The organism is Pseudomonas sp. SA233, assembly GCF_054792385.1.
Map to the genome: position 1 here is coordinate 4479493 of NZ_CP096449.1, position 24930 is coordinate 4504422.

A 24930-nucleotide genomic window follows, 5' to 3' on the forward strand; every position below is an offset into this window, starting at 1 on the left:
ATCCGGGCCGCTTTGCGGCCTTCGCGGGCGCGCCCTCTCCCACAGCACCAGCGCTGGTCTGAAGAGCTGCATCTGACCTGTGGGAGCGGGCATGCCCGCGAAGGGCTGCAAGGCAGCCCCCCATTACGCATCCCGTAAACTGTTACCGCCACGCCGAATTGTTACTTCCCTCTACCCGCCTTGAGCGCCTTCAAGCACCAAAACGGGGCTGCTGCGCATTTTCGCGCACCAAAAACGATCATGCCTCTGTCGGGCGCTTTGCCTGAATCACGATGAACGGCGAAACCACCACCGCCCAGATCTCTGGATCGCGGCTTTGCAGGTCCAGGGCTTGCTCGGCGGTTACCGGACCAACAGTGCCATCACTACGCCACTTGGCGAAGATCTCGCTGCGATTCTCGGCCATCGCCTCGGCAACGGCAATCAGGTCGAGGCTTGGGTCGACCCAAATCAGGTCACCCTTGGCCCAGAAACGCTCCAGTGCTCTCCACTCGATGATTGCCGTCTCGCCAAGCAATTTGGCATAGAGGGTGCTTGTTTGATCAGTCATGGGTGGTTTCCGCAAAAATCGGCCAATAAAAAAGGTCGGCATTTTTGCAGAAAAACCCGGTTTCAAATATGTAATTTGGTCGATTGATCCCGAACTTGTGGGGCGGGGTCGCAGATGCAGGCAGTTTGATGGCGCCTTTCTGTATCTTTGTGTCGACCATGCGACAACCCAGGAAGCAGGCACTTTTCGACCGCTTTTCAAGCGCTCGACCAGCGCTCTACACTGTACCGGTACAGTTCCGGGACATGTTCCGGGGGAAGGTGGGCTTGCGCGTTGGCATGGCCACGCCGCAAATCCCGCCCGGTCTGTAGCCCTGGCCGCCAGGACTATAAGAATTACAACAGAATGAGTGGAGCACTATGATCAAGATTTCCAAGCTGTTCGCCGCAATGGTTCTGGCAGGGGTAGCCAGCCATTCGTTTGCCGCCGATACCATCAAGATCGGGATTGCAGGTCCCAAGACCGGCCCTGTGACCCAGTACGGCGACATGCAGTTCATCGGCGCAAAGCAAGCCATCAAGGATATCAACGCCGCGGGCGGCGTGGATGGCAAGATGCTCGAAGCCAAGGAATACGACGACGCCTGCGACCCTAAACAGGCCGTTGCAGTCGCCAACAAAGTGGTCAACGACGGCGTCAAGTTCGTCATCGGTCACCTGTGCTCCAGCTCCACCCAGCCTGCGTCCGACATCTACGAAGACGAAGGCGTGATCATGATCACCCCGGCCGCGACCTCCCCGGAAATCACCGCACGTGGCTACAAGCTGATCTTCCGCACCATCGGTCTGGACAGCGCCCAGGGCCCGGCTGCCGGCAACTACATCGCCGACCACGTCAAGCCGAAGGTTGTCGCCGTCCTGCACGACAAGCAGCAGTACGGTGAAGGCATCGCCACCGCGGTCAAGCAGACCCTGGAAGGTAAAGGCACCAAGGTTGCCGTGTTCGAAGGCCTGAACGCCGGTGACAAGGACTTCTCCTCGATCATCCAGAAGCTCAAGCAGAACAACGTCGACTTCGTCTACTACGGCGGCTACCACCCAGAGCTGGGCCTGATCCTGCGCCAGGCTCAGGAAAAGGGCCTGAAAGCCAAGTTCATGGGCCCGGAAGGCGTGGGCAACGACTCCATCTCGCAGATCGCCCAGAACGCCTCCGAAGGCCTGCTGGTGACCCTGCCGAAGTCGTTCGACGCGGACCCTGCGAACAAGAAGATCGTCGACGCCATCAAGGCTGACGGCAAGGACCCAAGCGGCCCGTTCGTGTTCCCGGCCTACTCGGCTGTCGAGCTGATCGCCCAGGGCATCAAGGAAGCCAAGTCCGAAGATGCCGACAAGGTGGCAGCCGCCATCCACAAAGGTACCTTCAAGACCCCGACCGGTGACCTGTCGTTCGACGACAAAGGCGACCTGAAAGACTTCAAATTCGTGGTCTACGAATGGCACTTCGGCAAGCCGAAGACCGAAGTCTCCCCTCAGTAACTGCGTGACTAATAGCTGACCGTAGAAGCCCACTGTGCGAGCAGTGGGCTTTGTTTTACGAGGTTCATGGGCCTGATCTCCGCGATCCGGGGGCGGGCTCACCTGAAAATCTTAAAACCGTCACCCGCGGTTTCCTGGCCTACCCCCGCCAGCGAAATGCAAATCAGGTTTTTAGGAGCGCTGTAATGCCTGAGATCTACCATTTCTTCCAACAACTGGTTAATGGATTGACCATCGGCAGCACCTATGCCTTGATCGCCATCGGCTACACGATGGTGTACGGCATCATTGGCATGATCAACTTCGCCCACGGCGAGGTGTACATGATCGGTTCCTACGTGGCCTTCATCGCCCTGGCGGGCCTGGCCATGATGGGTATCCATTCGCTGCCTGTCCTGATGACCGTCGCCTTTGTCGCGACGATCTTCGTCACCAGTGCCTATGGCTACAGCATCGAACGGGTTGCCTACCGCCCCCTGCGCAACAGCAACCGCCTGATCCCGCTGATTTCCGCCATCGGCATGTCGATCTTCCTGCAGAACACCGTCCTGCTGTCGCAAGATTCCAAGGACAAGTCCATCCCCAACCTGATCCCCGGAAGCTTCTCGTTCGGGCCAGGCGGCGCGGAGGAAGTACTGATCAGCTACATGCAGATCCTGGTGTTCGTGGTCACCCTGGTGGCCATGACCTGCCTCACCCTGTTCATCTCCCGTTCCCGCCTGGGCCGCGCCTGCCGCGCCTGCGCCGAGGACATCAAGATGGCCAACCTGCTGGGCATCAACACCAACAACATCATCGCCCTCACCTTCGTCATCGGTGCCGCCCTGGCGGCGGTGGCGGCCGTGCTGCTGAGCATGCAGTACGGGGTGATCAACCCCAACGCCGGTTTCCTGGTGGGCCTGAAGGCCTTCACCGCGGCGGTGCTGGGTGGCATCGGCAGCATTCCGGGCGCCATGCTCGGCGGGCTGGTGCTGGGCGTGGCCGAAGCGTTCGGTGCCGATATCTTCGGCGACCAGTACAAGGACGTTGTGGCATTCGGCTTGTTGGTTCTTGTCCTGCTATTCCGGCCGACCGGCATCCTGGGCCGCCCGGAGGTTGAAAAAGTATGAACAGAAATCTCAAACAGGCGTTCTTCAGCGCCTTGCTGGTATGGGCCGTGGCCTTCCCGGTACTGGGCCTGAAACTGAGCATCGATGGCATCAGCCTGGTAGTGCACAGCCAGGGTTCGTTCACCATCGGCATCATCGCCGTGTGTTCGGTGCTGATGTTCCTGCGCGTGCTGTTCGACAAGCAGTGGAACTCGGTAATGGGCCGCCGTTCGGATCGCAAGCTGATCCCGCCGGCGGTCAGCAACTACCTGACCCTGCCGAAAACCCAGCGCTACGTGATCATGGGCCTGATCGTCGCGGCACTGGTGTGGCCGTTCTTCGGCTCGCGCGGCGCGGTCGACATTGCCACGCTGATCCTGATCTACGTGTTGCTGGGCCTGGGCCTGAACATCGTGGTCGGTTTGGCAGGCCTGCTCGACCTCGGTTACGTCGGCTTCTACGCCGTCGGTGCCTACAGCTACGCCATGCTCTCGCACTACCTGGGCTGGAGCTTCTGGGTATGCCTGCCGATCGCCGGCCTCATGGCCGCTACCTTCGGATTCCTGCTCGGCTTCCCGGTGCTGCGCCTGCGCGGTGACTACCTGGCGATCGTGACCCTCGGCTTCGGCGAGATCATCCGCCTGTTCCTGCGTAACCTCACCGACTGGACCGGCGGCCCCAACGGCATCAGCAACATTCCCAAGCCGGAGTTCTTCGGCCTGACCTTCGAACGCCGTGCCGCCGAAGGCATGCAGACCTTCCATGAGTTCTTCGGGCTGGAATACAACTCGATCAACAAGGTCATCTTCCTCTATCTGGTGGCCCTGCTGCTGGCCCTGCTGGCGCTGTTCGTGATCAACCGCCTGCTGCGCATGCCGATCGGCCGCGCCTGGGAAGCCCTGCGCGAAGACGAGATCGCCTGCCGTGCTCTGGGCCTGAACCCGACCGTGATCAAACTGTCGGCATTCACCCTGGGCGCCTGCTTCGCCGGTTTCGCCGGCAGCTTCTTCGCTGCGCGCCAGGGCCTGGTGACGCCGGAGTCGTTCACCTTCATCGAGTCGGCGATCATCCTCGCCATCGTCGTGCTCGGCGGCATGGGCTCACAACTGGGCGTGATCCTCGCGGCCATCGTGATGATCCTGCTGCCCGAGCTGATGCGTGAGTTCAGCGAATACCGGATGCTGATGTTCGGTGCGCTGATGGTGTTGATGATGATCTGGCGTCCGCAAGGCCTGCTGCCTATGCAACGTCCACACATGGAGCTGCGTCGATGAGCCGCGAAATTCTGCAAGTCAGCGGCCTGAGCATGCGCTTCGGCGGCTTGTTGGCGGTCAACGGCGTGGGCCTGACCGTCAAGGAAAAACAGGTGGTGGCACTGATCGGCCCGAACGGCGCCGGCAAGACCACCGTGTTCAACTGCCTGACCGGCTTCTACAAGCCCAGCGGCGGCACCATCCTGCTCGATGGCCAGCCGATCCAGGGCCTGGCCGGGCATCAGATCGCCCGCAAGGGCGTGGTGCGGACATTCCAGAACGTGCGCCTGTTCAAGGAAATGACCGCGCTGGAAAACCTGCTGATCGCCCAGCACCGCCACCTCAACACCAACTTCTTCGCCGGCCTGTTCAAGACTCCAAGCTTCCGCCGCAGCGAGAAGGAGGCCATGGAGCGCGCGCAGTACTGGCTGGAGAAGGTCAACCTGACCGAGTTCGCCAACCGTACCGCCGGCACCCTCGCCTACGGGCAGCAGCGCCGCCTGGAAATCGCCCGCTGCATGATGACCCAACCGCGCATCATCATGCTCGACGAACCGGCTGCGGGCCTGAACCCGAAGGAAACCGAAGACCTCAAGGCGCTGATCGCCTACCTGCGTGAGTCGCACAACGTCACCGTGCTGCTGATCGAGCACGACATGAAGCTGGTGATGAGCATTTCCGACCATATCGTGGTGATCAACCAGGGCACACCCCTGGCCCACGGCACACCGGAAGAGATCCGCGACAACCCTGATGTGATCAAAGCCTACCTGGGGGAAGCGTAAATGCTGAAGTTCGAGAACGTTTCCACCTTCTACGGCAAGATCCAGGCGCTGCACAGCGTCAATGTGGAGATCAACCAGGGCGAGATCGTCACCCTGATCGGCGCCAACGGCGCCGGCAAGTCGACCTTGCTGATGACCCTCTGCGGCTCGCCGCAGGCGCACAGCGGCAGCATCAAGTACCTGGGTGAAGAACTGGTTGGCCAGCCATCCTCGCACATCATGCGCAAGAGCATCGCGGTGGTACCGGAAGGCCGCCGCGTGTTCTCCCGCCTGACCGTCGAGGAAAACCTGGCGATGGGTGGTTTCTTCACCGACAAGGGCGATTACCAGGAGCAGCTGGACAAGGTGTTGCAGCTGTTCCCGCGCCTGAAGGAGCGTTATATCCAGCGTGGCGGCACCATGTCCGGTGGCGAGCAGCAGATGCTCGCCATTGGCCGGGCGCTGATGAGCAAGCCCAAGCTGCTGCTGCTCGACGAGCCATCGCTGGGTCTGGCGCCAATCATCATCCAGCAGATCTTCGACATCATCGAACAGCTGCGCCGTGATGGCGTGACGGTGTTCCTGGTGGAACAGAACGCCAACCAGGCGCTGAAGATCGCTGACCGGGCGTATGTGCTGGAGAACGGCCGGGTGGTGATGCAGGGTACTGGGGAAGCACTGTTGACCGACCCGAAGGTGCGCGACGCGTACCTGGGGGGTTGACCGGGAAAAGGGCCATCTACTGGCCCTTTTTTCTACCTGTCAGAAATGTATTGCCTGTACTGGCCCTATCGCCGGCACAGGCAACCATTAACTTGTGATCCAGCGCCAGCCTGAGTAACGTGGCCTGCTTTCACGGCAAAGATCCCCGGAGCCCGCCCCATGCGCCTCACCCCCACCCTGCTGCTCACCGCCCTGCTGCCCCTGTTCGCCGGCTGCCAGCTCATGGCTGACGCCCCCAGCGACCCGAACATCGGCACTACGCGCATGCAGGGCGAGCTGCGTGCCGGCGGTGGTCAGCTGCTGTTCAAGCCGTGCAGCGAAAACCGCACTTTCGTGATCAGCGACGTCGCCGCAACCGGCATCCTGCAGGAAGCCGCCAACCTCGCCAAGGACGCCAACGACAAACTGTTCGCCGACGTCCGTGGCCGCCTCACCGGCAGCAGACAGGCCAACAACGACGGCCAGCTTGAAGTTCGCCGCCTGTACCGCCTGGAACCTTCCACCCGCGCCTGTGAAGACCCCAACTTCAAGCAGCTGACCCTGCGCGCCAACGGCCATGAGCCGGAATGGGACATCAAGGCCAGCGGCAAAGGCATGGTGCTCAACCGCGTCGGCCAGCCCCCCCTGCCCCTGCCCTTTCTGGAAGAAGAAGTGCCCGGCGGCGGCCTGACCCTGACCAGCGAAGCCAACGGCCAGCACGTGGAGCTGTGGGTCGCGCCACAACGCTGTGTAGACACCGCCACCGGTGCCATCCACCACTTGCGTGCCGAACTGCGCATCGACGGCAAGACCCTGCTGGGCTGCGGTTACTATGGCGGTGCACGCGACAACTGATCGCCGGGCGCTTTTATCCTGCCAGTCGGGGCGGCGAACAGCTTATACTTGGCGGTTTGTGTAAAGCCGCCGGCCGCCCATGGCCGGGATACTGGACCCTGCCATGCTACGAATCACCGAACTGAAGCTGCCCCTGGACCATCCCGACGAAGCCCTGCGTGAAGCGATCGTCCAGCGCCTGGGCATCCGCGACGAGCAACTGCTCAGCTTCAACCTGTTCAAGCGCAGCTACGATGCGCGCAAGAAGAACAGCGAACTGCTGTTCATCTACACCATCGACCTGGAAGCCAGCAACGAAGCCGAGCTGCTCAGCAAGTTCGCCGACGATCGCAATATCGGCCCGGCGCCAGACGTAACCTACAAGTTCGTCGGCAAGGCCCCTGCCGATCTGCAGGAGCGCCCGATCGTGGTCGGCTTCGGCCCGTGCGGCATCTTCGCCGGCCTGTTGCTGGCACAGATGGGCTTCAAACCGATCATCCTCGAGCGCGGCAAGGAAGTACGTCAGCGCACCAAGGACACCTGGGGCCTGTGGCGCAAGAGCGTGCTCAACCCCGAGTCCAACGTGCAGTTCGGCGAAGGCGGCGCCGGTACCTTCTCCGACGGCAAGCTGTACAGCCAGATCAAGGACCCGCAGCACCACGGCCGCAAGGTGCTGGAAGAGTTCGTCAAGGCCGGTGCGCCGGACGAGATCCTGTACATCAACAAACCGCACATCGGCACCTTCCGCCTCACCGGCATGGTCGAGCAGATGCGTCAGGACATGATTGCCCTCGGCGCCGAAGTGCGCTTCCAGCAGAAGGTCACCGACCTGCTGATCGAGGATGGGCAACTGACCGGCGTGGTGCTGGAGAGCGGCGAACAGCTGCACTCGCGCCATGTGGTGCTGGCGCTGGGCCACAGTGCTCGCGACACCTTCCGCATGCTGCACGCCAAAGGCGTGTACATGGAAGCCAAGCCGTTCTCGGTGGGCTTCCGTATCGAGCACCCGCAAACGCTGATCGACAAGGCTCGCCTGGGCAAGTACGCCGGTCACCCGAAACTCGGTGCCGCCGACTACAAACTGGTGTACCACGCCAAGAATGGCCGCTCGGTGTACAGCTTCTGCATGTGCCCGGGCGGCACCGTGGTCGCAGCAACCAGCGAGCCAGGCCGGGTGGTTACCAACGGCATGAGCCAGTACTCGCGTAACGAGCGCAATGCCAACTCCGGCATCGTCGTCGGCATCGACCCCGAGCGTGATTACCCGGGCGGCCCGCTGGCCGGCATCGAGCTGCAGGAACGCCTGGAAGCCCACGCCTACGTGATGGGCGGCAGCAACTACCAGGCCCCGGCACAGCTGGTGGGTGACTTCGTCGCCGGCCGGCCGTCGACTGCACTGGGCAGTGTCGAGCCGTCCTACAAACCGGGCGTGACCTTGGGCGACCTGGCGCCGAGCCTGCCGGACTTCGCCATCGAAGCCATTCGCGAGGCGCTGCCAGCGTTCGACCGGCAGATCAAGGGTTACAACCTGCATGATGCAGTGCTGACCGGGATCGAGACCCGCACCTCCTCGCCGCTGCGCATTACTCGCGGTGAGGACTTCCAGAGCCTGAACCTCAAGGGGCTGTTCCCGGCGGGTGAAGGGGCCGGGTATGCGGGCGGGATCCTGTCGGCGGGTGTCGATGGGATTCGCATCGCCGAGGCGGTGGCGCGGGATATGCTCGGCCTCTGAGCCTTTTACATGCCAGGGCCTCTTCGCGGGTAAACCCGCTCCCACAGGTACTGCACAGTATTGAAGACTGTGAAGTACCTGTGGGAGCGGGTTTACCCGCGAAAGGGCCACTGCAGACATCAGAAAAATCCACAACAAACATCAGACTTCCCCTCCCCACTCCTTCCCCATCTGCGTCTAGGCTTTCCCGCAGCCCAGTCGGCAATACCATATAACAAAAACGAATATGGTTTTTTGTTTGAAAGCATATTGCCAAAGGCTAGGGTGTACGCCCGTTCCATTGTCAACTGCTCATGGAGAGCCTATAACCCGTGCGTAGACTGTTCACCCGCTTCTTCCAGCTCGAAGCCGCCAGTGGCCTGTTGCTGATCGCTGCGGCCATCCTGGCCCTGGTCATCAATAACTCGCCGCTGTCCTACCTGTACAGCGGCCTGCTCGACGTTCCCGTCGCCGTTCAGGTCGGTGCGCTGCACATCGCCAAACCGCTGTTACTTTGGATCAACGACGGCCTGATGGCCCTGTTCTTCCTGCTGATCGGCCTGGAGGTCAAGCGCGAGGTGGTCGACGGCCACCTGTCCAAGCCCTCCCAGGTGATCCTGCCAGCCACCGCCGCCGTGGGCGGCATGGTGATACCGGCACTGATCTACTGGTTCATCAACCGTGACAACCCTGCCGCCATAGCCGGCTGGGCTATCCCCACAGCCACCGACATCGCCTTCGCCCTCGGCGTACTGGCCCTGCTGGGCAAGCGCGTGCCGGTGTCGCTGAAACTGTTCCTGATGACCCTGGCGATCATCGACGACCTGGGTGCGATCATCGTCATTGCCCTGTTCTATTCGGGCACCCTGTCGAGCATGTCGCTGCTGCTGGCTGCCGCCTGCCTGGTATTGCTGGTGTCGATGAATCGGCTTGGCGTGGTCAAGCTTGGGCCGTACATGGTCGTTGGCCTGATCCTGTGGGTCTGCGTGCTCAAGAGCGGCGTGCATGCCACCCTGGCCGGCGTCGCCCTGGCCCTGTGCATCCCGCTGCGCACGCGCCATGCCGAACGCTCACCACTGCTCGCCCTGGAACACGCCCTGCATCCTTGGGTTGCCTACGCCATCCTGCCGCTGTTCGCTTTCGCCAACGCCGGTGTATCGCTGGCAGGCATGACCGTAGAAAGCTTCACCCACCCGGTGCCACTGGGCATCGCCGTGGGGCTGCTGCTGGGCAAGACCGTGGGTGTCTTCGGCCTGACCTGGGTCGCGGTCAAGCTGCGCCTGGCCGCGCTGCCTGCAGGCGCCAGTTGGGGGCAATTGCTGGGTGTGGCGATACTTTGCGGTATCGGCTTCACCATGAGCCTGTTCGTCGGCTCGCTCGCCTTTGTGCCTGGCAGCAGTGATTACGCCGGGATGGACCGCATGGGTATTCTCACCGGCTCGTTCTTCGCCGCCGTGATCGGCTATGCGGTAACCGCCATGGCCAGCCGCAAGTCCAACGTCGGCTGACCGTAGCCCAACAAGACAAAACCCCGACTGGCGAGCGCCATGTCGGGGTTTTGTCTTGTTGGGCTACGGTCAGTGCGTGACGCGGCTGGTGCCATCGACGGTCATGATGCGCACGCGGTCGCCAACGCGGAAGATCTCGTTCTGCTGCACGGCCTGCACATAGGCACGCATGCTGCCATCGTCCTCACGCACGGTAATTTCGACACCCTGGGTACGGGTCAGGCCCTCTTCGGCGGCGGAACCGGCCAGGCCACCGGCAACGGCACCGATCACGGCGGCGACGATGCTGCCACGGCCACCACCCACGGCGCTCCCGGCCACGCCACCGACGATGGCGCCAGCACCGCCACCGATCGGGGTCTTGGTGCCTTCGATCTTGACCGGACGCAGGGACTCGATAGTGCCCATGCGCACGGTTTGCACGCGGCGGGCCTCATCACGGGAGTAGCTGTCACCGGTCAGGCTCGAGGCACAGCCACCCAGCAACAGCGACATGGTGGTAAAGGTCGCCACCAGCAAAGCGGATTTACGCATGGGTAAGGTCTCCATAAGTCAGGTGCTCATTAGACGCTGCACGTTGACGGCTGTCACGGTACAAACGTAATAAAATTGTTTTCATTCAGCCAAGGGACAGCCTGCACGGCTGTGTCGAGGCCTTTCAAGTGAGACCAAGGATAGCCATGGATTACTTCATCGTCGTGGTCACCACCGTTGCAGGGCTGTATTTCCACTGGTGGCTGTATGTGCGCATGCGCTGCTGGATGGACCGTGACCTGGCGTTGTCGCTGGCAGGGTCGGACCCTGAAAAACGCGCGTATATGCTGCAAAGGCTGGAGCAGGCGCGGGTGGAGAAGGTGGGGCGCAAGCAGTTGGCGAGGTGGCTGGAGCGGGAAGCTGCGGGGTATCCGGGGTAGCCTGATGGAGCGCCGGGGCCGCAAAGCGGCCCCGACAAACTCAGGGCGCCAACCGCTCCCGCAGCCATTGCCCGTCCACCAGCCGGTAGTTCAGTCGGTCATGCAGGCGGCTGGCCCGCCCCTGCCAGAACTCGATGCGCTCAGGTAGCAAACGATACCCACCCCAATGCTCCGGACAATGCGGCTGGGTGTCGGAAAAGCGCGCCTCAGTGGCCTTGACCAGCCCCTCCAGCTCCTCACGACCGGCAATCACCTGGCTCTGTGGCGAAGCCCAAGCACCCAGGCGGCTACCCAGCGGGCGCACCTGGTAGTAGGCGTCAGACTCCTGGGGGGTGACCTTTTCCACCCGCCCTTCGATGCGCACCTGGCGCTCCAGCGCCGGCCAGAAGAAGGTCATGGCGGCGAAAGGGTTGATCAGCAGTTGCTGGCCCTTGGCACTATCGTAGTTGGTGAAGAAAGTGAAGCCACGCTCATCGAGCCCCTTCAGCAACAAGATACGGCAGTGCGGGCGGCCTTCACCGTCGACAGTGGCCAAGGTCATGGCGTTGGCTTCCACCGGCACCTGCTCGGTTTTCACCGCTTCGGCGAACCACTGGTGGAACAGGGCGAACGGCTCTCCCGGGGCCTGGGATTCGGCCAGGCCATCACGGGTGTAGTCGCGGCGCATATCGGCCAGGGATTGGGTCATTGCTGCGTTCCTTGACGATCAGTTGGTCTTCGCAGGGCTGTTGGCAGCTACTTTCTTTTCAGTGGTAGCTTTCTTGGCAACCGGCTTGGCCGGCGCAGCTTTTTTCTTGGCCGTGGTCTTGGCTGGCGCCTTGGCCTTGGCTTTGGTCACAGGCTTCTTCGCCGCAGCCTTGGTGGCCGGCTTGCTGTCGGCAGGCTTGGCAGCAGGTGCTTTGACATCTTGCACCGCCACCATCGGGGCGCGGGCCGGGGCGGCTTGCTGGTACTTGGCCAGCAGGGCGACCATGGTGTTCTGCGGGGTCAACAGCATTTCCACACGGCGGTTCAGGGCACGGCCCTCGGCGCTGTCGTTGGCGGCGCGCGGCATTTCCGAGCCCATGCCCTTGAGGTTCAGGCGATCACGCTGCAGGCCGCTGAGGCGGAAGATGGCCGACACCGAAGCGGCGCGCTCCAGGCTGAGCTTCTGGTTGGCGGCAGCGACACCGCTACTGTCGGCATGGCCGAGTACCAGCACGGCGGTCTTGGCATCGCCTTCGACAGTCTTGGCCACACGGGTGATAGGGCCCAGGGTCATCGGCAGCAGCATGTTCGGGCGATCGGGGTTGTACGAACTGTCCACCGGGATGGTTACGGCCAGCACGTTGTCACGACGCTCCAGCTCCAGCTTGCTGCCCTTGATCGCCTCACGCAGCTTTGGCTCGTACTCGTCCAGCCAGGCCTGGGTGGCCTTCTGGTCGACCTTCGGCACCACCGGCCCCTTGGCCTGCTTCTCTTCACCGCCGAACGGCCACCACCAACGGCTGGCGTTGTCGGACTTGGCGTCGGCCTTGGCCACATTTTCCGTGACGGCTTGCTTCACTTCCTGCTCGGCAACCTTGTCCGAACCGAAGGGCCACCAGCTCGAGGCGCTGTCCTTCGAGCCGTCCTGGGGGTGACTGGCGCAGCCGGTAACGGCGGTCAGGCACAGGGCGAGTGCTAAGGTTTTGTGTGAAGACATCAGCGATACACCATGAAATAGAAAGAAATTTTGCTTACGCCCTTCAGGCGTTGGCATTGAGGATAGTCAAAGGGCTGGGGCAATACCCGCATTACCCGATCAAAGGCAACTGGCAAGGACGCGTACCAGTTTCTGGGCTCGCGGGTCCATGAGCACATAAGGGCCAAGGGTATTGACCACGAAACCGAAGGCCACATCGTGTTCCGGGTCAGCGAAACCAACCGAGCCGCCGGCGCCTGGGTGGCCGAAGGCGCGGGCCCCGAGGCCGAACGTGGCATTGGCCACGTCGGGCTGGTCGAGCATGCAGCCCAGGCCAAAACGGGTCTGGGTGAGCAGAGTACGATCCTGGCCGAGGCTGTGCTCACGGGTGAGTTCGTCGAGCAGCTCTGATTCGAGCAGGCTACCGTCCAGCAGCCCGGCATAGAAGCCCGCCAGGCTGCGCGCATTGCCATGGCCGTTGGCGGCTGGCTGCTGCATGCGCCGCCACTCCGGCTTGTTGGTACTGGTCAGGATCGCCGGCGGGTTGGTGAAGGCGCGGGTCGACAGGGCCTCGGGCTCGCGCATGGTCACCTGCAGCAGGCGCTGAGCTGCAGCGTCCCCGGCGTTGCCCTTGCCACGGGCGATATGCGCTACGCGATGAAACTCATCGTCCGCCAGGCCGATATGAAAATCCAGCCCCAACGGCCGAGCGGTACGGGCCACGATCGAGTCGCCGGGGCCACGGCCGTCGGCACGGCGGATCAGCTCGCCGATCAGCCAGCCGTAGGTAATGGCGGCATAGCCATGCTCGGTGCCGGGTGTCCACCAGGGCGTTTCGGCAGCCAGCGCATCGACCATGGCCTGCCAGTCATACAGTGCCTCGGCCGGCAGCAGCTCACGGATGGCCGGCAAGCCGGCGCGGTGGCTGAGCAGCTGGCGCAGGGTAATCGCCTGTTTGCCTGCCTGGGCGAACTCGGGCCAGTAGTTGGCCACAGGCGCATCAAGGGCCAGCTTGCCCTCGCCGACCAGTTGCAGGGCGGTGACAGCGGTGAAGGTCTTGGTGCAGGAGAACAGGTTGGCAATGGTATCGCTGTGCCAGGCCTGCTGGCCGTCCTTGTCGGCACTGCCGGCCCACAGGTCGACCACGGTTTCGCCACCAACCTGGATGCACAGCGCCGCGCCACGCTCCTGGGGATCTTCGAACAGCGCGGCGAAGGCTTCGCGCACTGCTTCGAACTTCAGCTCATAGTGACCCTGGATCTGCACCCGCTGTTCTCCGTACGACCAATTCCGAAAATGGTGTGCATTGTTTCAGTAGTTTGGTGTTTTGCAAACTGGCTTGGGCTGGGTGGTCACTGTGGGAGCGGCCTTGTGTCGCGATGGGCTGCGCAGCAGCCCCGGCAATTTATGCAGCGCCGCTGAATTCAGGGGACTGCTTCGCAGTCCTTTCGCGACGCAAGGCCGCTCCCACAAAAAGACCGCGTCGTCCTTGGCTAGGGCGCCGGTTTTTCCAGTTGGACGCGCAGCTGGCTCATTGCCTGGAAGTTGCTCTTGCGCACGGCATCGACAAACCCCGGGTATGGCATATCGGTGATCGCCACCAACCCTAGGTGACCGTTCTCGCCATCGAGCAGGCGGCCGCTGGCCGGCTGGTCGAGGTACTGGAACCAGTGCGCGCCAACGATCATCGGCTGCGCCAGGGCCGCCTTGAGGAAGTTGCCGTAGGCCGGGCCACGGTCTTCTTCCCGCGCCACTTCCAGCGGCCCCGGCCAGAACGGCCCGCGATCGCGCGAGCCGAACTGGAACTCGGACACCAACACCGGCTTGTCCAGCTCGGCCAGGCGGGTGAAGTCGTAGCCGTCCTGCGGCTTGAGCGTATAAAAGTTGAAGCTGAGCACATCGCAGAACTCGGCGCAGGCCTTGACCGCCTCCGGCGTGCTGACGGCATAGCGGCCACCCAGCAGCAGGTGATTGGGCGCATGCCACTTCAACGAGTCGGCAATGGTCCTGAAGTAGGTTTCGGCGAACACCTGCTGGAAGTGCTGGTAATCACGCTCGATTTCCGGGTGCTCCGGGTTCGGCAACGGTGCCTCGAAGCCCGGGTCCTCCATCAGTTCCCAGGCGCTCAGCTCGATGCCCCAGGCCTTGGACAACCCTTCCTGGTTGCGGTACTTGTCACGCAACTGCTTGAGGAAGGCGCGCTTGGCCGGTACATCGGTAGTCAGACGCAAGGTTCCGTAGGCCAGGCCGTAACGCGCCTTCGGGTCGCTACCGGGGGCGGCCCAGGACAGTTCGTTGTCGGCGAAATAGCCGATCAGCCAGGGGTCGTCACGGTGATCGCGGGCGGCAATGGCCACGGCGCGCTCGGTGGCCATGGCAAAACGCGGGTCGAACGGGTCGGGCATGCGGCCCCACCAGTCCATGCCGGTGCTGATGCTGGCGTAATCCCCCACGATCGATAGCGGCAAGGTGTACGGCATGCGCCTGGCCTGGCCCAGGGCCGGCTCGCTCCAGTTGCCGACCGTGTTGAAACCCCAGGCCTGCAGGCGGTCGAGCGCATGCGCCTGCCAGCGGGCGGTATCCAGCGCCAATGGTGGGCAGCTTGCCGGCTGCCCCTCTACCGCGGGCGGGCAGGGTTTGCCATAGGTGCGCTGCAGGTTGGCGGCATAGAAATCGAACCAGCGCCCCTGTTTGAAGTTGCGCCCTTGCGACGAGGGGTTGCCATCGTCGTTGTTGCCATCACCATAGAATGCGGCCAGTGCATCCTCCTCACCCGGCAACCCCTTGAACATCCCCTCACGCCCGGCGACATAGGTACGCCCGCCATCCGCGGCGACGGCATTCACCCCCAGGGAATAGAACGGATGCCCCTCGGGCGTTACCAGGTACCAGCGGCCGTCACGCTTTTCGGTGCGGAAGAAGCCTTTGGCCTCGAACGCCGGCCCGGCCAGCAGGCCGCCGTACGCGTCCAGCTGCTGCTTGCCACGCTCTGCCAGCCAGCCTTTGAGCTGTTGCTGCTCGCGTACATCGGCCGCCTTGAGCTGCTCGTCATTGGTAACCTTTTCTGGCCAATGGCCGCGGGTGGACTGGCCATAGGCATCGATCAGCTCCTGGTAGGCCGCCTTGTATGCCTGGTCGTCATCCTGAATGCCCACCCGCTCGATCAGCAGGTTCTGCGCCACCTTGGGGTTGGGGATACTCAGGCTGACCGACGTCACCTGCTTGAGGTCGACCGCACCGGCGCTGCTGGTCAGCAGCAGGCGCTGGCCGCCATGGTTCCAGGGCATGGGCGGGCCGGCGCGCATGCCTTGGCTCAACGGCGAACTGGCCGTCAGCGGTACCATCACGGTTTGTGCAGGACCGGCCGGAAGGTCGATGCGGCTGGTCAACGTGCGCCCATCACTGCCCTGCACCAACACGTCCACGGTCAGCGCCCAATCCATCGCGCTTTGCAGGCGCAAGGTCAGGAACTGACCGCCGGACCAGTCCCACACACCGCTTTGCGGGCTCAGGCGCAGGGTCGGCCGCAGGGCCGGGTTGAACACCACGCGCCGCAACACTTCGCCTTCGGCCGTCTGCTCCGCGTTGTACTGCGGCATGCCGGCATCCTCGGTCGCCACATTGACCACCGAGGCCGGGCGCACGAAGCTGAAAAGCGTCTGCTGCCCAGCCAGCAACGGCGAGCTGAACAACAGGGCAAAAACGGCGGGCAGGGTACGGCGGACCATAAGGCTGGGGCTCTCCTTCAGGGCCCTCATGGCCCACGACTGAGTAATGGACAACGCGCCGGAGCAAGTGTGCTCCGGCGGTCAGGAAATCTCCCGCCGGAACGGCGGCAGCGCATTGAGAATAGCCTTGCCGTAGCGCTGGGTGACCAGGCGCCGGTCAAGCAAGGTGATGACACCGCGATCCTGTTCGGTTCGCAGCAGGCGGCCACAGGCCTGGATCAGCCGCAGCGAGGCGTCGGGCACGGCAATTTCCATGAACGGGTTGCCGCCGCGAGCCTCGATCCACTCGGCCAACGCCGCTTCGACCGGATCATCAGGCACGGCAAAAGGAATCTTGGCGATCACCACGTGCTCGCAGTAGGCACCCGGCAGGTCGACACCCTCGGCAAAGCTGGCCAGGCCGAACAGCACGCTGTGCTGGCCGTCGTCGACCCGTGCCTTGTGCTTGTTCAGGGTTTCCTGCTTGGACAGGTTGCCCTGGATCAGCACTAGCTTGCGCCAGTCACGGTCCAGGCCATCGAACACGTCCTGCATCTGCTTGCGCGAGGAGAACAGCACCAGCGCGCCACGGGCATCTTCGACGATGTTCGGCAGTTCGCGGATGATCGCTGCGGTATGCGCCGCCGCATCGCGCGGGTCGGCCTTTAGGTCGGGGACCCGCAGCAGGCCGGCATCGCCATGCACGAACGGGCTGGGCACCACGCAAGTGACCGCGTCACGGGGCAACCCCGAGCGCATGCGGAAGCGGTCGAACTTGCCCAGCGCAGTCAGCGTCGCCGAGGTCACCAGTGCGCCATGTGCCACGCTCCACAGGCTGCGGCGAAGCATTTCGGCGGCCAGGATGGGGCTGGCATTGACTTCGATGTCGAACAGCGCACCGCTCTCGGCCAGGGTCAGCCAACGGGCCATGGGTGGGCTGTCTTCCGGATCTTCGGCGGTAAAGGCCGTCCACAGTTCCCAGTTGCCCTGGGCACGGGTGACCAGGCTACCGAACAGCGGATACCACTCCTCGGCCTGGTGGCTGGCGATGCCGATGTTGACCTCACCGTCCATGCCTTCCTTGAGCAGGTCGGCCAAGCGGGTGAACAGGTCGTTGAGGCGGGCAAAGCCTTTTTTCAGTTCGATGCCCACTTCGCGAATCTGCTCCGGCACCACGCCGCCTTCGAAGCGGTAGCGCGGGCGCTCACGGCCTTCGTTGTCCTCGCTGGGGCGGAAGTCGGCAACCTGCTCGCACAGGGTGAACATGAACTGCTGCTGGGTGCGCACTTCCCGCGCAAGCTCCGGCACCTGCTCGATGTACTTGCCCAGGTCACCGGGCAGCGGGTGCTGGGCCAGCAGCTTGGTCAGGTTCTTGGCGGTCTGCTCCAGCCAGTCGGCAGTAGAGCGCAGGCGCGAATAGTGGGCGAAATGGCCGATAGCCTTGTCCGGCAGGTGGTGGCCTTCGTCGAACACGTACATGGTGTCGCGCGGGTCGGGCAATACCGCACCGCCGCCCAGGGCCAGGTCGGCCAGCACCATGTCGTGGTTGGTGACGATCACGTCGACCTTGCCCATGCCTTCGCGGGCCTTGTAGAACACGCACTGCTGGAAGTTCGGGCAATGACGGCCGGTACACTGGCTGTGGTCGGTGGTCAGGCGCGCCCAGTCCTGGTCTTCCAGGGCTTCGGGCCAGCTGTCGCGGTCACCGTCCCAGCGGTTGCCGGCAAGCTTCTCGATCATGCTGTTGAACAGCTTCTGGCTGCGCTCGTCGACTTCGATGTGGAAGCCTTCTTCCTCGAACAGCTGGGCGGTGGCCGACTGGGCGTGGCCCTCCTGCAGCAGGATGTCGAGCTTGGACAGGCACAGGTAGCGGCCACGGCCCTTGGCCAGGGCGAAGCTGAAGTTCAGCCCGCTGCTGCGCATCAGGTCGGGCAGGTCCTTGAAGACGATCTGCTCCTGCAGCGCCACGGTGGCGGTGGCGATCACCAAACGCTTGCCGGCGGCCTTGGCGGCCGGAATGGCAGCCAGGCTGTAGGCCACCGTCTTGCCGGTACCGGTGCCCGCCTCCACTGCCACCACGGCAGGCTCGCCGGCACGGCGGCCTTCTTCGTCGCAGGCGATGTCGCCGAGCACCTTGGCCACTTCGGCGATCATCAGGCGCTGGCCATAGCGCGGCTTGAGGCTCTTGGCTTCGAGAAAACGCGTATAGGCGCCCTGGATGGTGGCTTTGAGTTCGTTGCTGATCATGGTCTGCAGGCGCCCGGAGGGCTGGATATATTTTCAGTGTTTCGCATGGGGCGGCTATCATACCCCGCTATTGCCCTTTATGCCGCATGGAGATCCGGATGCTTGCCTTTGCCCTGCCCTACACACTGCATGTCCTGGCCGCCCTGGTGTGGGTCGGCGGCATGTTCTTCGCCTGGCTGGTGCTGCGCCCGGCAACGGTTGCAGCCCTTGAAGGGCCTGCCCGGCTGCGCTTGTGGGTGGAAGTTTTCCGACGCTTCTTCGGTTGGGTCTGGCTGGCCGTGGCGATTTTGGCGATAAGTGGTATCGGCATGTTGCACATGCGCTTCAGCGGCTTCGAGACTGCACCGAAGTATGTGCAGGTGATGATCGGTGGGGGCATCGCCATGTTTGCCCTGTTCATGCGCATCCAGGCGCTGCTGCTGCCGGAGTTGAGGGCGGCGGTGCAGGCCGAGGACTGGCCGGCAGGTGCGGCAGTGCTGGGACGGATTCGGCGGATGGTGGGGATCAACCTGCTGCTCGGTCTTGCGGTGGTAGTCGTGGCCAGTTCGCGGCTGATGCTCTGACAGGATCTGCTCGGCCCCTGTAGGAGCGGCCTTGAGTCGCGATGGGCTGCGCAGCAGCCCCGGCAATTTGTGCGAAGGCGCTGAAATCCTGGGGCTGCTGCGCAGCCCATCGCGACACAAGGCCGCTCCTACAGGGGGCGCGGCAAGGCTTCAGAGGCGCTGCAGAATCAGCTCACCTGCAGCGCCGGCCAACCCAGGTTGGCCCGGCTGCCCCGGCCGGCCGTTGGCGCCGGCGTCTGTGCGGTACACCAGGCAACCCTTGCTAGCGCCGCCCTTGCCGGCCTTGCCAGCAGCCCCGGCCTTGCCCGGTGCGCCGCCGTCCAGGCGCACCACGATGCGTTCCTGCGGAAAGCCCTGCGGCACGCTCAGGCGGATGCGTCCACCCGGCGCGCCATCGTGCCCGTTGCCGCCGTCATCGCCGTTGGCACCGCGGCTGGCCTGGCCCCAGGTGCAGCCACCGGCCTGGCCGTTGGCGCCATCCAGCCCCACGTACCCCGGCGCACCGGCACCGCCACGGGCATCGATGGCCAGGCGCTCGGCATCCACTTCAGCCAGTTTCAGGTCCAGGCTGCGGCCTGACCGGGCTCCCCGCTGGTAAGTACCCGCCGCTCCCGGCGCACTGAATTCGCTACCCTCACCCAGCCGCGCACTGCGCGCCTCGATCAGCAACGGGCTATCGGAAGGTGCAATGGCGATACGCGCATCGCGCCCCAGCTCCAGCTGGTCAACCTTCAATTCCGCGAGCGTGGCAGGCAGCAGCAGGGTTGCGGCATCGGCGACACGCAACTGTGCCAGGTGCACGCTGGCAGACTTGTCGGGCAGGCGCAGCATGGAATTGGCAGCGACCTCCAGGCTTTCGGCCTGGGCCAGGGGAGCGGCCAACATGGCCAATAACATCAGATTACGCATTTCGCGGCGCCTCCTGCACACGGGGGATGGACATGACATGGAAGATACCCGTCAACAGGATCTGCAAACGATCGAACCAGCGGTGGCTGCGGCCGCGCAAGCTGCCATTGAAGAACAGCACTTCAAGCAGGTGCAGGCCCAGCAAGGTGATGCCGGCGGCGTTGATCAGCAGGTTGAAGGGCAAGGGTTGTGGCATGAACTGATTGAACAGCACCACCCCCCAGAAAGCGACAGTCAGGACCTTGCCCAAGCCCAGGATGAACTTCATATCCCGCCCCCATGGATTGTTGTTATGTCGAGACGGCCCGTTCGAGCGGGCCGTGCGACCAACATTAACTGCAATGCCCGGACAGGCGCCAGCACCACTCAGTTGAGGTGCAGTTCCACCCGTCGGTTGCGGGCACGGCCCTCCTCGCTTTCGTTGTCGGTAAGCGGCTCACTCTCGCCGCGCCCCTGGCTGGTGACCTTGCCCGCCTCCAGCCCCTGGCCGATCAGGTAAACGGCCACGCTGCTGGCGCGGCGTTCGGAAAGTGCCTGGTTGTAGCTGTCGGAGCCGACGTTATCGGTATGCCCGATCACGCTTACCTTGGCCACCGTCGGTGAGTCGAGTTTTGCCACCAGGCCTTGCAGGCGCTGCTGGGCCGCAGGGGTCAGCTCGGCGGAATCGAAGGCGAACATCACCGCGCCGTTGTCATCCAGAATGATCACCTCCGGCGAGGGTTCAGGTTCAGTGGCAGGCGGTGATGCGGGGTACACCTTCAACGGGCAACCCATGTGGTCGACCGCAGTGTTGGCGGGGGTATCTGGGCAACGATCGCGACGGTCGAAAATACCGTCACCATCTTCGTCGCCATCCTGGGCGTAACAGATCAGGCCCCCGGCAATGGCGCCAAGGGCACCGCCGCCAGCCGCCCAACTCGAACTTTCGATGGCGCCAAGGCCACCACCGACCAGGCCGCCGAGCAGGCTGCAGATGGGCCAGGTCCTCTGGTTGAGCGGCGCGCTGCCATCGCTGTGGGTAGCGCAGCCCGCTAGCAGGCTGGCAGCCACCAACAGCGGCAGCCCCGCCTTCGACGTCACACTCATGCTGAATGCTCCTGTGTCATTGGCCACGGGCGGCTGACCGCCGTGAAGACGCGCCCGTGCCACTGCTCAAGGCACGGGCGCACGCCGGTCTACCGCTGGATCTTGATCTCGGTACGGCGGTTCATGGCACGCCCCTCGGCCGTGGCGTTGTCTGCCACCGGCTGGGTTTCACCAGCACCGACCACCGACACGAAGCTGCTGCGCGGCACACCGCTCTCGACCAGGTAATCGGTCACCGAGTGGGCACGGCGCTCGGACAGTTTCTGGTTGTAGCTGTCGGAGCCGACGCTGTCGGTATGGCCGCTGACGCTCAGGCGGGCGGACGGTGCCTCCTGTTTCAGCCGCGTGGCAATAGTGTTGAGGCGCTCCTTGTCGCTGGCGGTCAGGCGCGCAGAGTCGAACTCGAAGTGCACATCGCGGATGACGATGACTTCTTCCTTCTGCACCACCACTTCCTCGACCACCGCGGCCGGCTCCGGCGGGCAGCCGTTGGCATCGACCTGCACACCGCGCGGGGTGCCTGGGCACTTGTCACGGCTGTCCGGCACACCGTCACCATCCTCGTCGCCATCGCCATGGGCCCAGCAATAGCCCGCCGCCAGGCCACCGCCCAGCAACGCGCCCCAACCAGCCCAGCTGGAGCTCTCGATGGCGCCCAGGGCAGCGCCGCTTACACCCCCGACGGCGGCACATTTCGGCCAGTCGGTCTTTTGCAAACCTGCACAACCAGTCAACACACTGGTGAGCAGAACCAGGGGTATCGCTGTGCGTACTATGCTCATTTCATTGCTTCTCCTAGGGGGAATCGGCATAAGGCCGATTTCAGGGAGTAAAGACCGAGCATCTGATCCCTGCCACCAATAAGCCACGACACAGTGACATGCCTCTTTGCCCGCACGCTGCGGCCCGCTAGTCTTGGATGACTTCAACGAGGATTGGCAATGACCGACGGTTTTTCCCAGCGCACCCCGCAGCAGGCCTTGGCGGCCCTGCTCGAGCGCTTCACTCCGCAACGCCTGCTGCTGGTGGGCACGCGCTTCCCGGCGCTGGACGCCTTCGCCCAGGCGCACCCACAGGTAACCATCGCCACGGCCGCCCCAGGCCCGCTGCCGGCAGAACTGGCAGCCCAGCGCTTTGACCTTGCGGTACTGGTGGACTGCCTGGAGCACCTGCCAAAACGCACCGGCCTGGAATTGCTCGGTGGCATTCGCAACCTCAATGCCAGCCGGGTCGCGGTGCTGGCCGACCTGGCCGCCTGTGGCTGGCAGGACACCGATTTCTTTGCCCTTGCCCTGTCGGCCAGCGAGAAATTCTGCCGTGACCAGCAGGTATTGAGCCTGTTCACCTATGATCTACATGACTACAAGCAGGTACCGGACTGGCTGAATGCCAAGTTCTGGGCCAACCCTGAAAATTTCGGCAAGTACTGGTGGTGATGATGAGTGTCTCGGTCTGCCCTTGTGGCAGTGGCAACCTGCTCGACGCCTGCTGCGGGCATTACCACGCCGGTACCCCGGCGCCGGATGCCCAGGCGCTGATGCGCTCACGCTACAGTGCCTACGTGCTGGGCCTGGTCGACTACCTGGTGGCCACCACCCTGCCGGCCCAGCAAGCCGGCCTGGACCGTGCCGCCATGGCCGCCTGGAGCGCCCAGAGCACCTGGCTGGGCCTGGAGGTGGAAAGCGCTGAGGTGCTGGGCGGCCAGCCGGAGCACGGTTTTGTCACCTTCACTGCACGCTGGCACGACCAGGAGGGCGACCATCAGCACCGCGAGCGCTCGGCATTCGTCCAGCACGCCGGGCGCTGGTACTTCATCGACCCCACGGTCGGGCTCAAGGCCGGGCGCAACGACCCCTGCCCCTGCGCCAGCGGCCAGAAGTTCAAGAAATGCTGCGCCAGTTACGTGGGTAGCTGACCATGATCGCCCGCACCCGCCCGCTGCTGCTCGCCACCCTGATGGCATGGCTCGCACTGCTGGCGGGCTGCGCCAGCTGGGGCAGTGACGACTGGCGCGAACCCGAGGTACACCTGGTCGAGGTGGAGACGGTCAAGGCCAGGTTGCTGGAGCAGGAGTTCGTGCTGCATCTGCGAATCGACAACCCCAATGACAGCCGCCTGTTCATCCGCAACCTGTCGTATGCCATACGCCTCAACGACCTGTTGCTGGTGCAGGATGAAACCAGCGTGTGGCGCAGTGTCGGCGGGCATGCCCGGCGTACTTTCAAGATCACCGCACGGACCAACCTGTGGCAGCACCTGAAACCGCTGGCCAAGCTGCTGAAAAGCGAACAACCACTGCATTACAGCCTGCAGGGCGAGCTGGCGACCGGGTTGCTCATCCATCGGGACCTGCACTTGTCGCGCAGTGGTGAGATAATCCCCGGCGATTACAAACCGGAGTGACCCTGCAATGTCCCAGCAACCCCACGTTCATGGCCCTGACTGCAACCACGATCATGATCACCACCACGATCATGGCCATGTACACGGCCCGCACTGCAACCACGGCCACCAGGAGCCGGTACGCAACGCCCTGAAGGACGTTGGCCGTAACGACCCATGCCCGTGCGGTAGCCAGAAGAAGTTCAAGAAGTGCCACGGCGCCTGACCTGAACAGCACTCGCGCGTCCCTGCTGCGGGCCGCGCGGAGGGTAGCCGGGGTCTAACTGGCCCTGGCAGGCCCTGAAACCTTGCGCTGCAGCAACCCTGCGGTGGCCATGAGCAGCACGATGCAGAGGGCCATGCAAATGGCATTGGTGCCATCCCAGCCGACCGTACCCAGCAACAGCGATGGGCTGAATGCACCAACGGTCGCGAACACCGCAATGGCCAGATCGTTCTTCCCTTGCATCTGCATCGCTGCCGGGCTGTTTTGCAGCGTCTGCGCCAACAGCGCCCCACCGCCCACGTAGGTCAGGTTCCAACCCAGGCCCAGGGCTATCAGCGACAAGGTCATCATCGCGTAGCTGTGCGACCACATGTTCATGGCCGTGCAACCGATCAGCAGGCACAGGCCGAGACAGATGGTGGCCCTGATGCCGAGCTTTTGGATGATGGCGCCGGTGAAGAACGACGGCGCAAACATGGCAATCACATGCCATTGAATCGCCAGGCGAACGTCGGAAAAGTCCTCATGCATGTGTTTCATGTGCATGGACGCCTGGATCATCAGCAAATTCATGATCCCGTAACCCAGCGCGGCCACGGCCATGGCCACGGCAACCACCGGGCTCAGCGGCTCGGCGGTCGTGCCAGCCGGTTTCGCTGCACGGTCGTTACTGGCGGTGCCGGTATCGCCGGGCAGGCAGGCCGCTGTCAGCAACGACATCACCGCCAGGCCGACAAAAGCGGCGTAGCACAGCGAAAACAGCGGATACCCACCAACGTCCCTCAGCCACTCGGTGAGCGCCGGCCCGACCACGGCAGCGATCACACCACCGGCCACCACTAGGGAAAGCGCCTTGGGCTTCAGGTTCTGGGCCAGATTGTCGGTGGCCGCGAAGCGATTGAAGTTGGCAAACGCAATGTAGATGCCCAATGCCGAATGGCTGATCACCAGCGTCGGGAAGTGCTGGTACTGCACCGCCAGGTAACCACTGATGCCAGACACCGCCAAGGGGACCGAGCCCAGCATGAAGGCGCGCTTGCGGCCAATGCGGCTCATCAGCCTGGAGACCGGATAGGTAGCCAGCATCAGGCAGAGGAACTGGAACCCATAGGGCACAGTGGACCATGTGGCGGCAGGCGCCAGCGCCGCCCCGACAATAGCCGCCATGGTCACGGACATGACCGCAGTCGTCAGGTTGATCGATTGCGCGGTGAAATACAGGTACGTGCGCCGCGGGAGTGTGCTCGACATAGCGTGTGCTCACGGTTGGTGGACGGGTCGATTTCGGTATTGGGAAAGATGCCGACAGGTGCATGGTCGCATCTGCCGCGCCCTGAAGCTCGAACAG

26 protein-coding genes are annotated in these 24930 nt (G+C 63.5%); 14 read left to right on the top strand and 12 right to left on the bottom strand.

Annotated elements, in window-relative coordinates; all coding sequences use genetic code 11:
* Positions 1-238: 238 nt before the first annotated feature.
* Complete coding sequence (locus tag M1D87_RS20575; RefSeq protein WP_123084201.1) at positions 239-550, bottom strand: DUF2288 domain-containing protein; 312 nt, start codon at positions 548-550, stop codon at positions 239-241.
* A gap of 359 nt (positions 551-909) precedes the next feature.
* Between M1D87_RS20575 and M1D87_RS20580 the strand changes: the two genes are divergently transcribed.
* The 8 genes from M1D87_RS20580 to nhaA all read left to right on the top strand — a co-directional run bounded on the left by M1D87_RS20580 (position 910) and on the right by nhaA (position 9885).
* The gene (locus tag M1D87_RS20580) at positions 910-2025 is read left to right on the top strand and encodes a branched-chain amino acid ABC transporter substrate-binding protein (RefSeq protein ID WP_024087643.1); all 1116 of its coding nucleotides are present in this window, start codon (positions 910-912) and stop codon (positions 2023-2025) included.
* 185 nt (positions 2026-2210) lie between these two features.
* Complete coding sequence (livH, locus tag M1D87_RS20585; RefSeq protein ID WP_013973918.1) at positions 2211-3134, top strand: high-affinity branched-chain amino acid ABC transporter permease LivH; 924 nt, start codon at positions 2211-2213, stop codon at positions 3132-3134.
* Positions 3131-4387, top strand: coding sequence for a high-affinity branched-chain amino acid ABC transporter permease LivM (locus tag M1D87_RS20590; protein ID WP_013973919.1), 1257 nt, complete (start codon positions 3131-3133; stop codon positions 4385-4387). Before livH ends, M1D87_RS20590 begins: the two co-directional genes overlap by 4 nt.
* Entirely contained in the window at positions 4384-5151 is a 768-nt protein-coding gene (livG, locus tag M1D87_RS20595; protein WP_013973920.1) for a high-affinity branched-chain amino acid ABC transporter ATP-binding protein LivG, read from the top strand. The genes M1D87_RS20590 and livG overlap by 4 nt, the downstream gene beginning before the upstream one ends.
* The gene (locus M1D87_RS20600; protein ID WP_013973921.1) at positions 5152-5853 is read left to right on the top strand and encodes an ABC transporter ATP-binding protein; all 702 of its coding nucleotides are present in this window, start codon (positions 5152-5154) and stop codon (positions 5851-5853) included.
* A gap of 159 nt (positions 5854-6012) precedes the next feature.
* Entirely contained in the window at positions 6013-6687 is a 675-nt protein-coding gene (locus tag M1D87_RS20605) for a COG3650 family protein (RefSeq protein ID WP_123084199.1), read from the top strand.
* 103 nt (positions 6688-6790) lie between these two features.
* Positions 6791-8398: an NAD(P)/FAD-dependent oxidoreductase gene (locus tag M1D87_RS20610; protein ID WP_015271531.1), complete on the top strand. Its 1608-nt coding sequence runs from the start codon at positions 6791-6793 to the stop codon at positions 8396-8398.
* 311 nt (positions 8399-8709) lie between these two features.
* Entirely contained in the window at positions 8710-9885 is a 1176-nt protein-coding gene (nhaA, locus tag M1D87_RS20615; protein WP_123084198.1) for a Na+/H+ antiporter NhaA, read from the top strand.
* Between the two features lie 69 nt (positions 9886-9954).
* Here the strand turns inward: nhaA and M1D87_RS20620 are convergent, their stop codons facing one another.
* Complete coding sequence (locus M1D87_RS20620; protein WP_013973925.1) at positions 9955-10419, bottom strand: outer membrane lipoprotein; 465 nt, start codon at positions 10417-10419, stop codon at positions 9955-9957.
* A gap of 146 nt (positions 10420-10565) precedes the next feature.
* Between M1D87_RS20620 and M1D87_RS20625 the strand changes: the two genes are divergently transcribed.
* Positions 10566-10799: a hypothetical protein gene (locus M1D87_RS20625; RefSeq protein WP_123084197.1), complete on the top strand. Its 234-nt coding sequence runs from the start codon at positions 10566-10568 to the stop codon at positions 10797-10799.
* Positions 10800-10839: 40 nt separating this feature from the next.
* Here M1D87_RS20625 and pdxH read toward each other — a convergent pair whose 3' ends face one another.
* The 5 genes from pdxH to dinG form a co-directional block, all read right to left on the bottom strand.
* Positions 10840-11487, bottom strand: coding sequence for a pyridoxamine 5'-phosphate oxidase (pdxH, locus tag M1D87_RS20630; RefSeq protein ID WP_061304842.1), 648 nt, complete (start codon positions 11485-11487; stop codon positions 10840-10842).
* An 18-nt stretch (positions 11488-11505) separates the two neighbouring features.
* Positions 11506-12483 carry an OmpA family protein gene (locus M1D87_RS20635; RefSeq protein ID WP_031324384.1) on the bottom strand — a complete coding sequence of 326 codons (978 nt, stop codon included), beginning with the start codon at positions 12481-12483 and terminating at the stop codon, positions 11506-11508.
* 99 nt (positions 12484-12582) lie between these two features.
* Entirely contained in the window at positions 12583-13728 is a 1146-nt protein-coding gene (locus M1D87_RS20640) for an EstA family serine hydrolase (protein ID WP_023660953.1), read from the bottom strand.
* A 227-nt stretch (positions 13729-13955) separates the two neighbouring features.
* Complete coding sequence (locus tag M1D87_RS20645; protein WP_123084196.1) at positions 13956-16190, bottom strand: beta-galactosidase; 2235 nt, start codon at positions 16188-16190, stop codon at positions 13956-13958.
* Between the two features lie 81 nt (positions 16191-16271).
* Positions 16272-18416 (bottom strand): ATP-dependent DNA helicase DinG, encoded by a 2145-nt coding sequence (gene dinG / locus M1D87_RS20650; RefSeq protein WP_013973931.1) that lies wholly within the window; start codon positions 18414-18416, stop codon positions 16272-16274.
* Positions 18417-18514: 98 nt separating this feature from the next.
* On the opposite strand from dinG, the gene M1D87_RS20655 reads away from it, so the two are divergent.
* Positions 18515-18979, top strand: coding sequence for a CopD family protein (locus M1D87_RS20655; RefSeq protein WP_061550340.1), 465 nt, complete (start codon positions 18515-18517; stop codon positions 18977-18979).
* Between the two features lie 150 nt (positions 18980-19129).
* On the opposite strand, the gene M1D87_RS20660 is transcribed toward M1D87_RS20655, so the two are convergent.
* The 4 genes from M1D87_RS20660 to M1D87_RS20675 all read right to left on the bottom strand — a co-directional run bounded on the left by M1D87_RS20660 (position 19130) and on the right by M1D87_RS20675 (position 21756).
* Complete coding sequence (locus M1D87_RS20660; protein ID WP_024087646.1) at positions 19130-19888, bottom strand: hypothetical protein; 759 nt, start codon at positions 19886-19888, stop codon at positions 19130-19132.
* On the bottom strand, positions 19881-20156 hold the full coding sequence (locus tag M1D87_RS20665) for a DUF1145 domain-containing protein (protein ID WP_013973933.1): 276 nt from the start codon (positions 20154-20156) through the stop codon (positions 19881-19883). Before M1D87_RS20665 ends, M1D87_RS20660 begins: the two co-directional genes overlap by 8 nt.
* 98 nt (positions 20157-20254) lie before the next feature.
* Positions 20255-20974 carry an OmpA family protein gene (locus M1D87_RS20670; RefSeq protein WP_123084195.1) on the bottom strand — a complete coding sequence of 240 codons (720 nt, stop codon included), beginning with the start codon at positions 20972-20974 and terminating at the stop codon, positions 20255-20257.
* Between the two features lie 89 nt (positions 20975-21063).
* The gene (locus tag M1D87_RS20675) at positions 21064-21756 is read right to left on the bottom strand and encodes an OmpA family protein (RefSeq protein ID WP_003258902.1); all 693 of its coding nucleotides are present in this window, start codon (positions 21754-21756) and stop codon (positions 21064-21066) included.
* Between the two features lie 159 nt (positions 21757-21915).
* Here M1D87_RS20675 and M1D87_RS20680 point away from each other — a divergent pair, with 159 nt between their 5' ends.
* Genes M1D87_RS20680 through M1D87_RS20695 form a run of 4 tightly spaced genes read left to right on the top strand, consistent with a single transcriptional unit; the run spans position 21916 to position 23582 of the window.
* Positions 21916-22410 (top strand): DUF6231 family protein, encoded by a 495-nt coding sequence (locus M1D87_RS20680; RefSeq protein ID WP_123084194.1) that lies wholly within the window; start codon positions 21916-21918, stop codon positions 22408-22410.
* A 2-nt stretch (positions 22411-22412) separates the two neighbouring features.
* On the top strand, positions 22413-22889 hold the full coding sequence (locus M1D87_RS20685; protein ID WP_015271542.1) for a YchJ family protein: 477 nt from the start codon (positions 22413-22415) through the stop codon (positions 22887-22889).
* A 2-nt stretch (positions 22890-22891) separates the two neighbouring features.
* Positions 22892-23377 (top strand): LEA/WHy family protein, encoded by a 486-nt coding sequence (locus M1D87_RS20690; protein WP_025340373.1) that lies wholly within the window; start codon positions 22892-22894, stop codon positions 23375-23377.
* A 7-nt stretch (positions 23378-23384) separates the two neighbouring features.
* Positions 23385-23582, top strand: a complete 198-nt coding sequence (locus M1D87_RS20695) for an SEC-C metal-binding domain-containing protein (RefSeq protein WP_003258907.1) — start codon at positions 23385-23387, stop codon at positions 23580-23582.
* Between the two features lie 54 nt (positions 23583-23636).
* On the opposite strand, the gene M1D87_RS20700 is transcribed toward M1D87_RS20695, so the two are convergent.
* Positions 23637-24833, bottom strand: a complete 1197-nt coding sequence (locus tag M1D87_RS20700; RefSeq protein ID WP_123084193.1) for an MFS transporter — start codon at positions 24831-24833, stop codon at positions 23637-23639.
* Between the last annotated feature and the right edge of the window lie 97 nt (positions 24834-24930).

Coding starts and splice junctions, on each gene's coding strand:
- M1D87_RS20590 (WP_013973919.1), top strand. CDS start 3,131: ATGAACAGAAATCTCAAACAGGCGTTCTTCAGCGCCTTGCTGGTATGG.
- M1D87_RS20635 (WP_031324384.1), bottom strand. CDS start 12,483: ATGTCTTCACACAAAACCTTAGCACTCGCCCTGTGCCTGACCGCCGTT.
- livG (WP_013973920.1), top strand. CDS start 4,384: ATGAGCCGCGAAATTCTGCAAGTCAGCGGCCTGAGCATGCGCTTCGGC.
- M1D87_RS20580 (WP_024087643.1), top strand. CDS start 910: ATGATCAAGATTTCCAAGCTGTTCGCCGCAATGGTTCTGGCAGGGGTA.
- M1D87_RS20600 (WP_013973921.1), top strand. CDS start 5,152: ATGCTGAAGTTCGAGAACGTTTCCACCTTCTACGGCAAGATCCAGGCG.
- M1D87_RS20660 (WP_024087646.1), bottom strand. CDS start 19,888: ATGCGTAATCTGATGTTATTGGCCATGTTGGCCGCTCCCCTGGCCCAG.
- M1D87_RS20680 (WP_123084194.1), top strand. CDS start 21,916: ATGACCGACGGTTTTTCCCAGCGCACCCCGCAGCAGGCCTTGGCGGCC.
- M1D87_RS20670 (WP_123084195.1), bottom strand. CDS start 20,974: ATGAGTGTGACGTCGAAGGCGGGGCTGCCGCTGTTGGTGGCTGCCAGC.
- M1D87_RS20645 (WP_123084196.1), bottom strand. CDS start 16,190: ATGGTCCGCCGTACCCTGCCCGCCGTTTTTGCCCTGTTGTTCAGCTCG.
- pdxH (WP_061304842.1), bottom strand. CDS start 11,487: ATGACCCAATCCCTGGCCGATATGCGCCGCGACTACACCCGTGATGGC.
- livH (WP_013973918.1), top strand. CDS start 2,211: ATGCCTGAGATCTACCATTTCTTCCAACAACTGGTTAATGGATTGACC.
- M1D87_RS20685 (WP_015271542.1), top strand. CDS start 22,413: ATGAGTGTCTCGGTCTGCCCTTGTGGCAGTGGCAACCTGCTCGACGCC.
- M1D87_RS20665 (WP_013973933.1), bottom strand. CDS start 20,156: ATGAAGTTCATCCTGGGCTTGGGCAAGGTCCTGACTGTCGCTTTCTGG.
- M1D87_RS20605 (WP_123084199.1), top strand. CDS start 6,013: ATGCGCCTCACCCCCACCCTGCTGCTCACCGCCCTGCTGCCCCTGTTC.
- M1D87_RS20610 (WP_015271531.1), top strand. CDS start 6,791: ATGCTACGAATCACCGAACTGAAGCTGCCCCTGGACCATCCCGACGAA.
- M1D87_RS20575 (WP_123084201.1), bottom strand. CDS start 550: ATGACTGATCAAACAAGCACCCTCTATGCCAAATTGCTTGGCGAGACG.
- M1D87_RS20700 (WP_123084193.1), bottom strand. CDS start 24,833: ATGTCGAGCACACTCCCGCGGCGCACGTACCTGTATTTCACCGCGCAA.
- M1D87_RS20655 (WP_061550340.1), top strand. CDS start 18,515: ATGCTTGCCTTTGCCCTGCCCTACACACTGCATGTCCTGGCCGCCCTG.
- dinG (WP_013973931.1), bottom strand. CDS start 18,416: ATGATCAGCAACGAACTCAAAGCCACCATCCAGGGCGCCTATACGCGT.
- M1D87_RS20620 (WP_013973925.1), bottom strand. CDS start 10,419: ATGCGTAAATCCGCTTTGCTGGTGGCGACCTTTACCACCATGTCGCTG.
- M1D87_RS20675 (WP_003258902.1), bottom strand. CDS start 21,756: ATGAGCATAGTACGCACAGCGATACCCCTGGTTCTGCTCACCAGTGTG.
- M1D87_RS20625 (WP_123084197.1), top strand. CDS start 10,566: ATGGATTACTTCATCGTCGTGGTCACCACCGTTGCAGGGCTGTATTTC.
- M1D87_RS20695 (WP_003258907.1), top strand. CDS start 23,385: ATGTCCCAGCAACCCCACGTTCATGGCCCTGACTGCAACCACGATCAT.
- M1D87_RS20690 (WP_025340373.1), top strand. CDS start 22,892: ATGATCGCCCGCACCCGCCCGCTGCTGCTCGCCACCCTGATGGCATGG.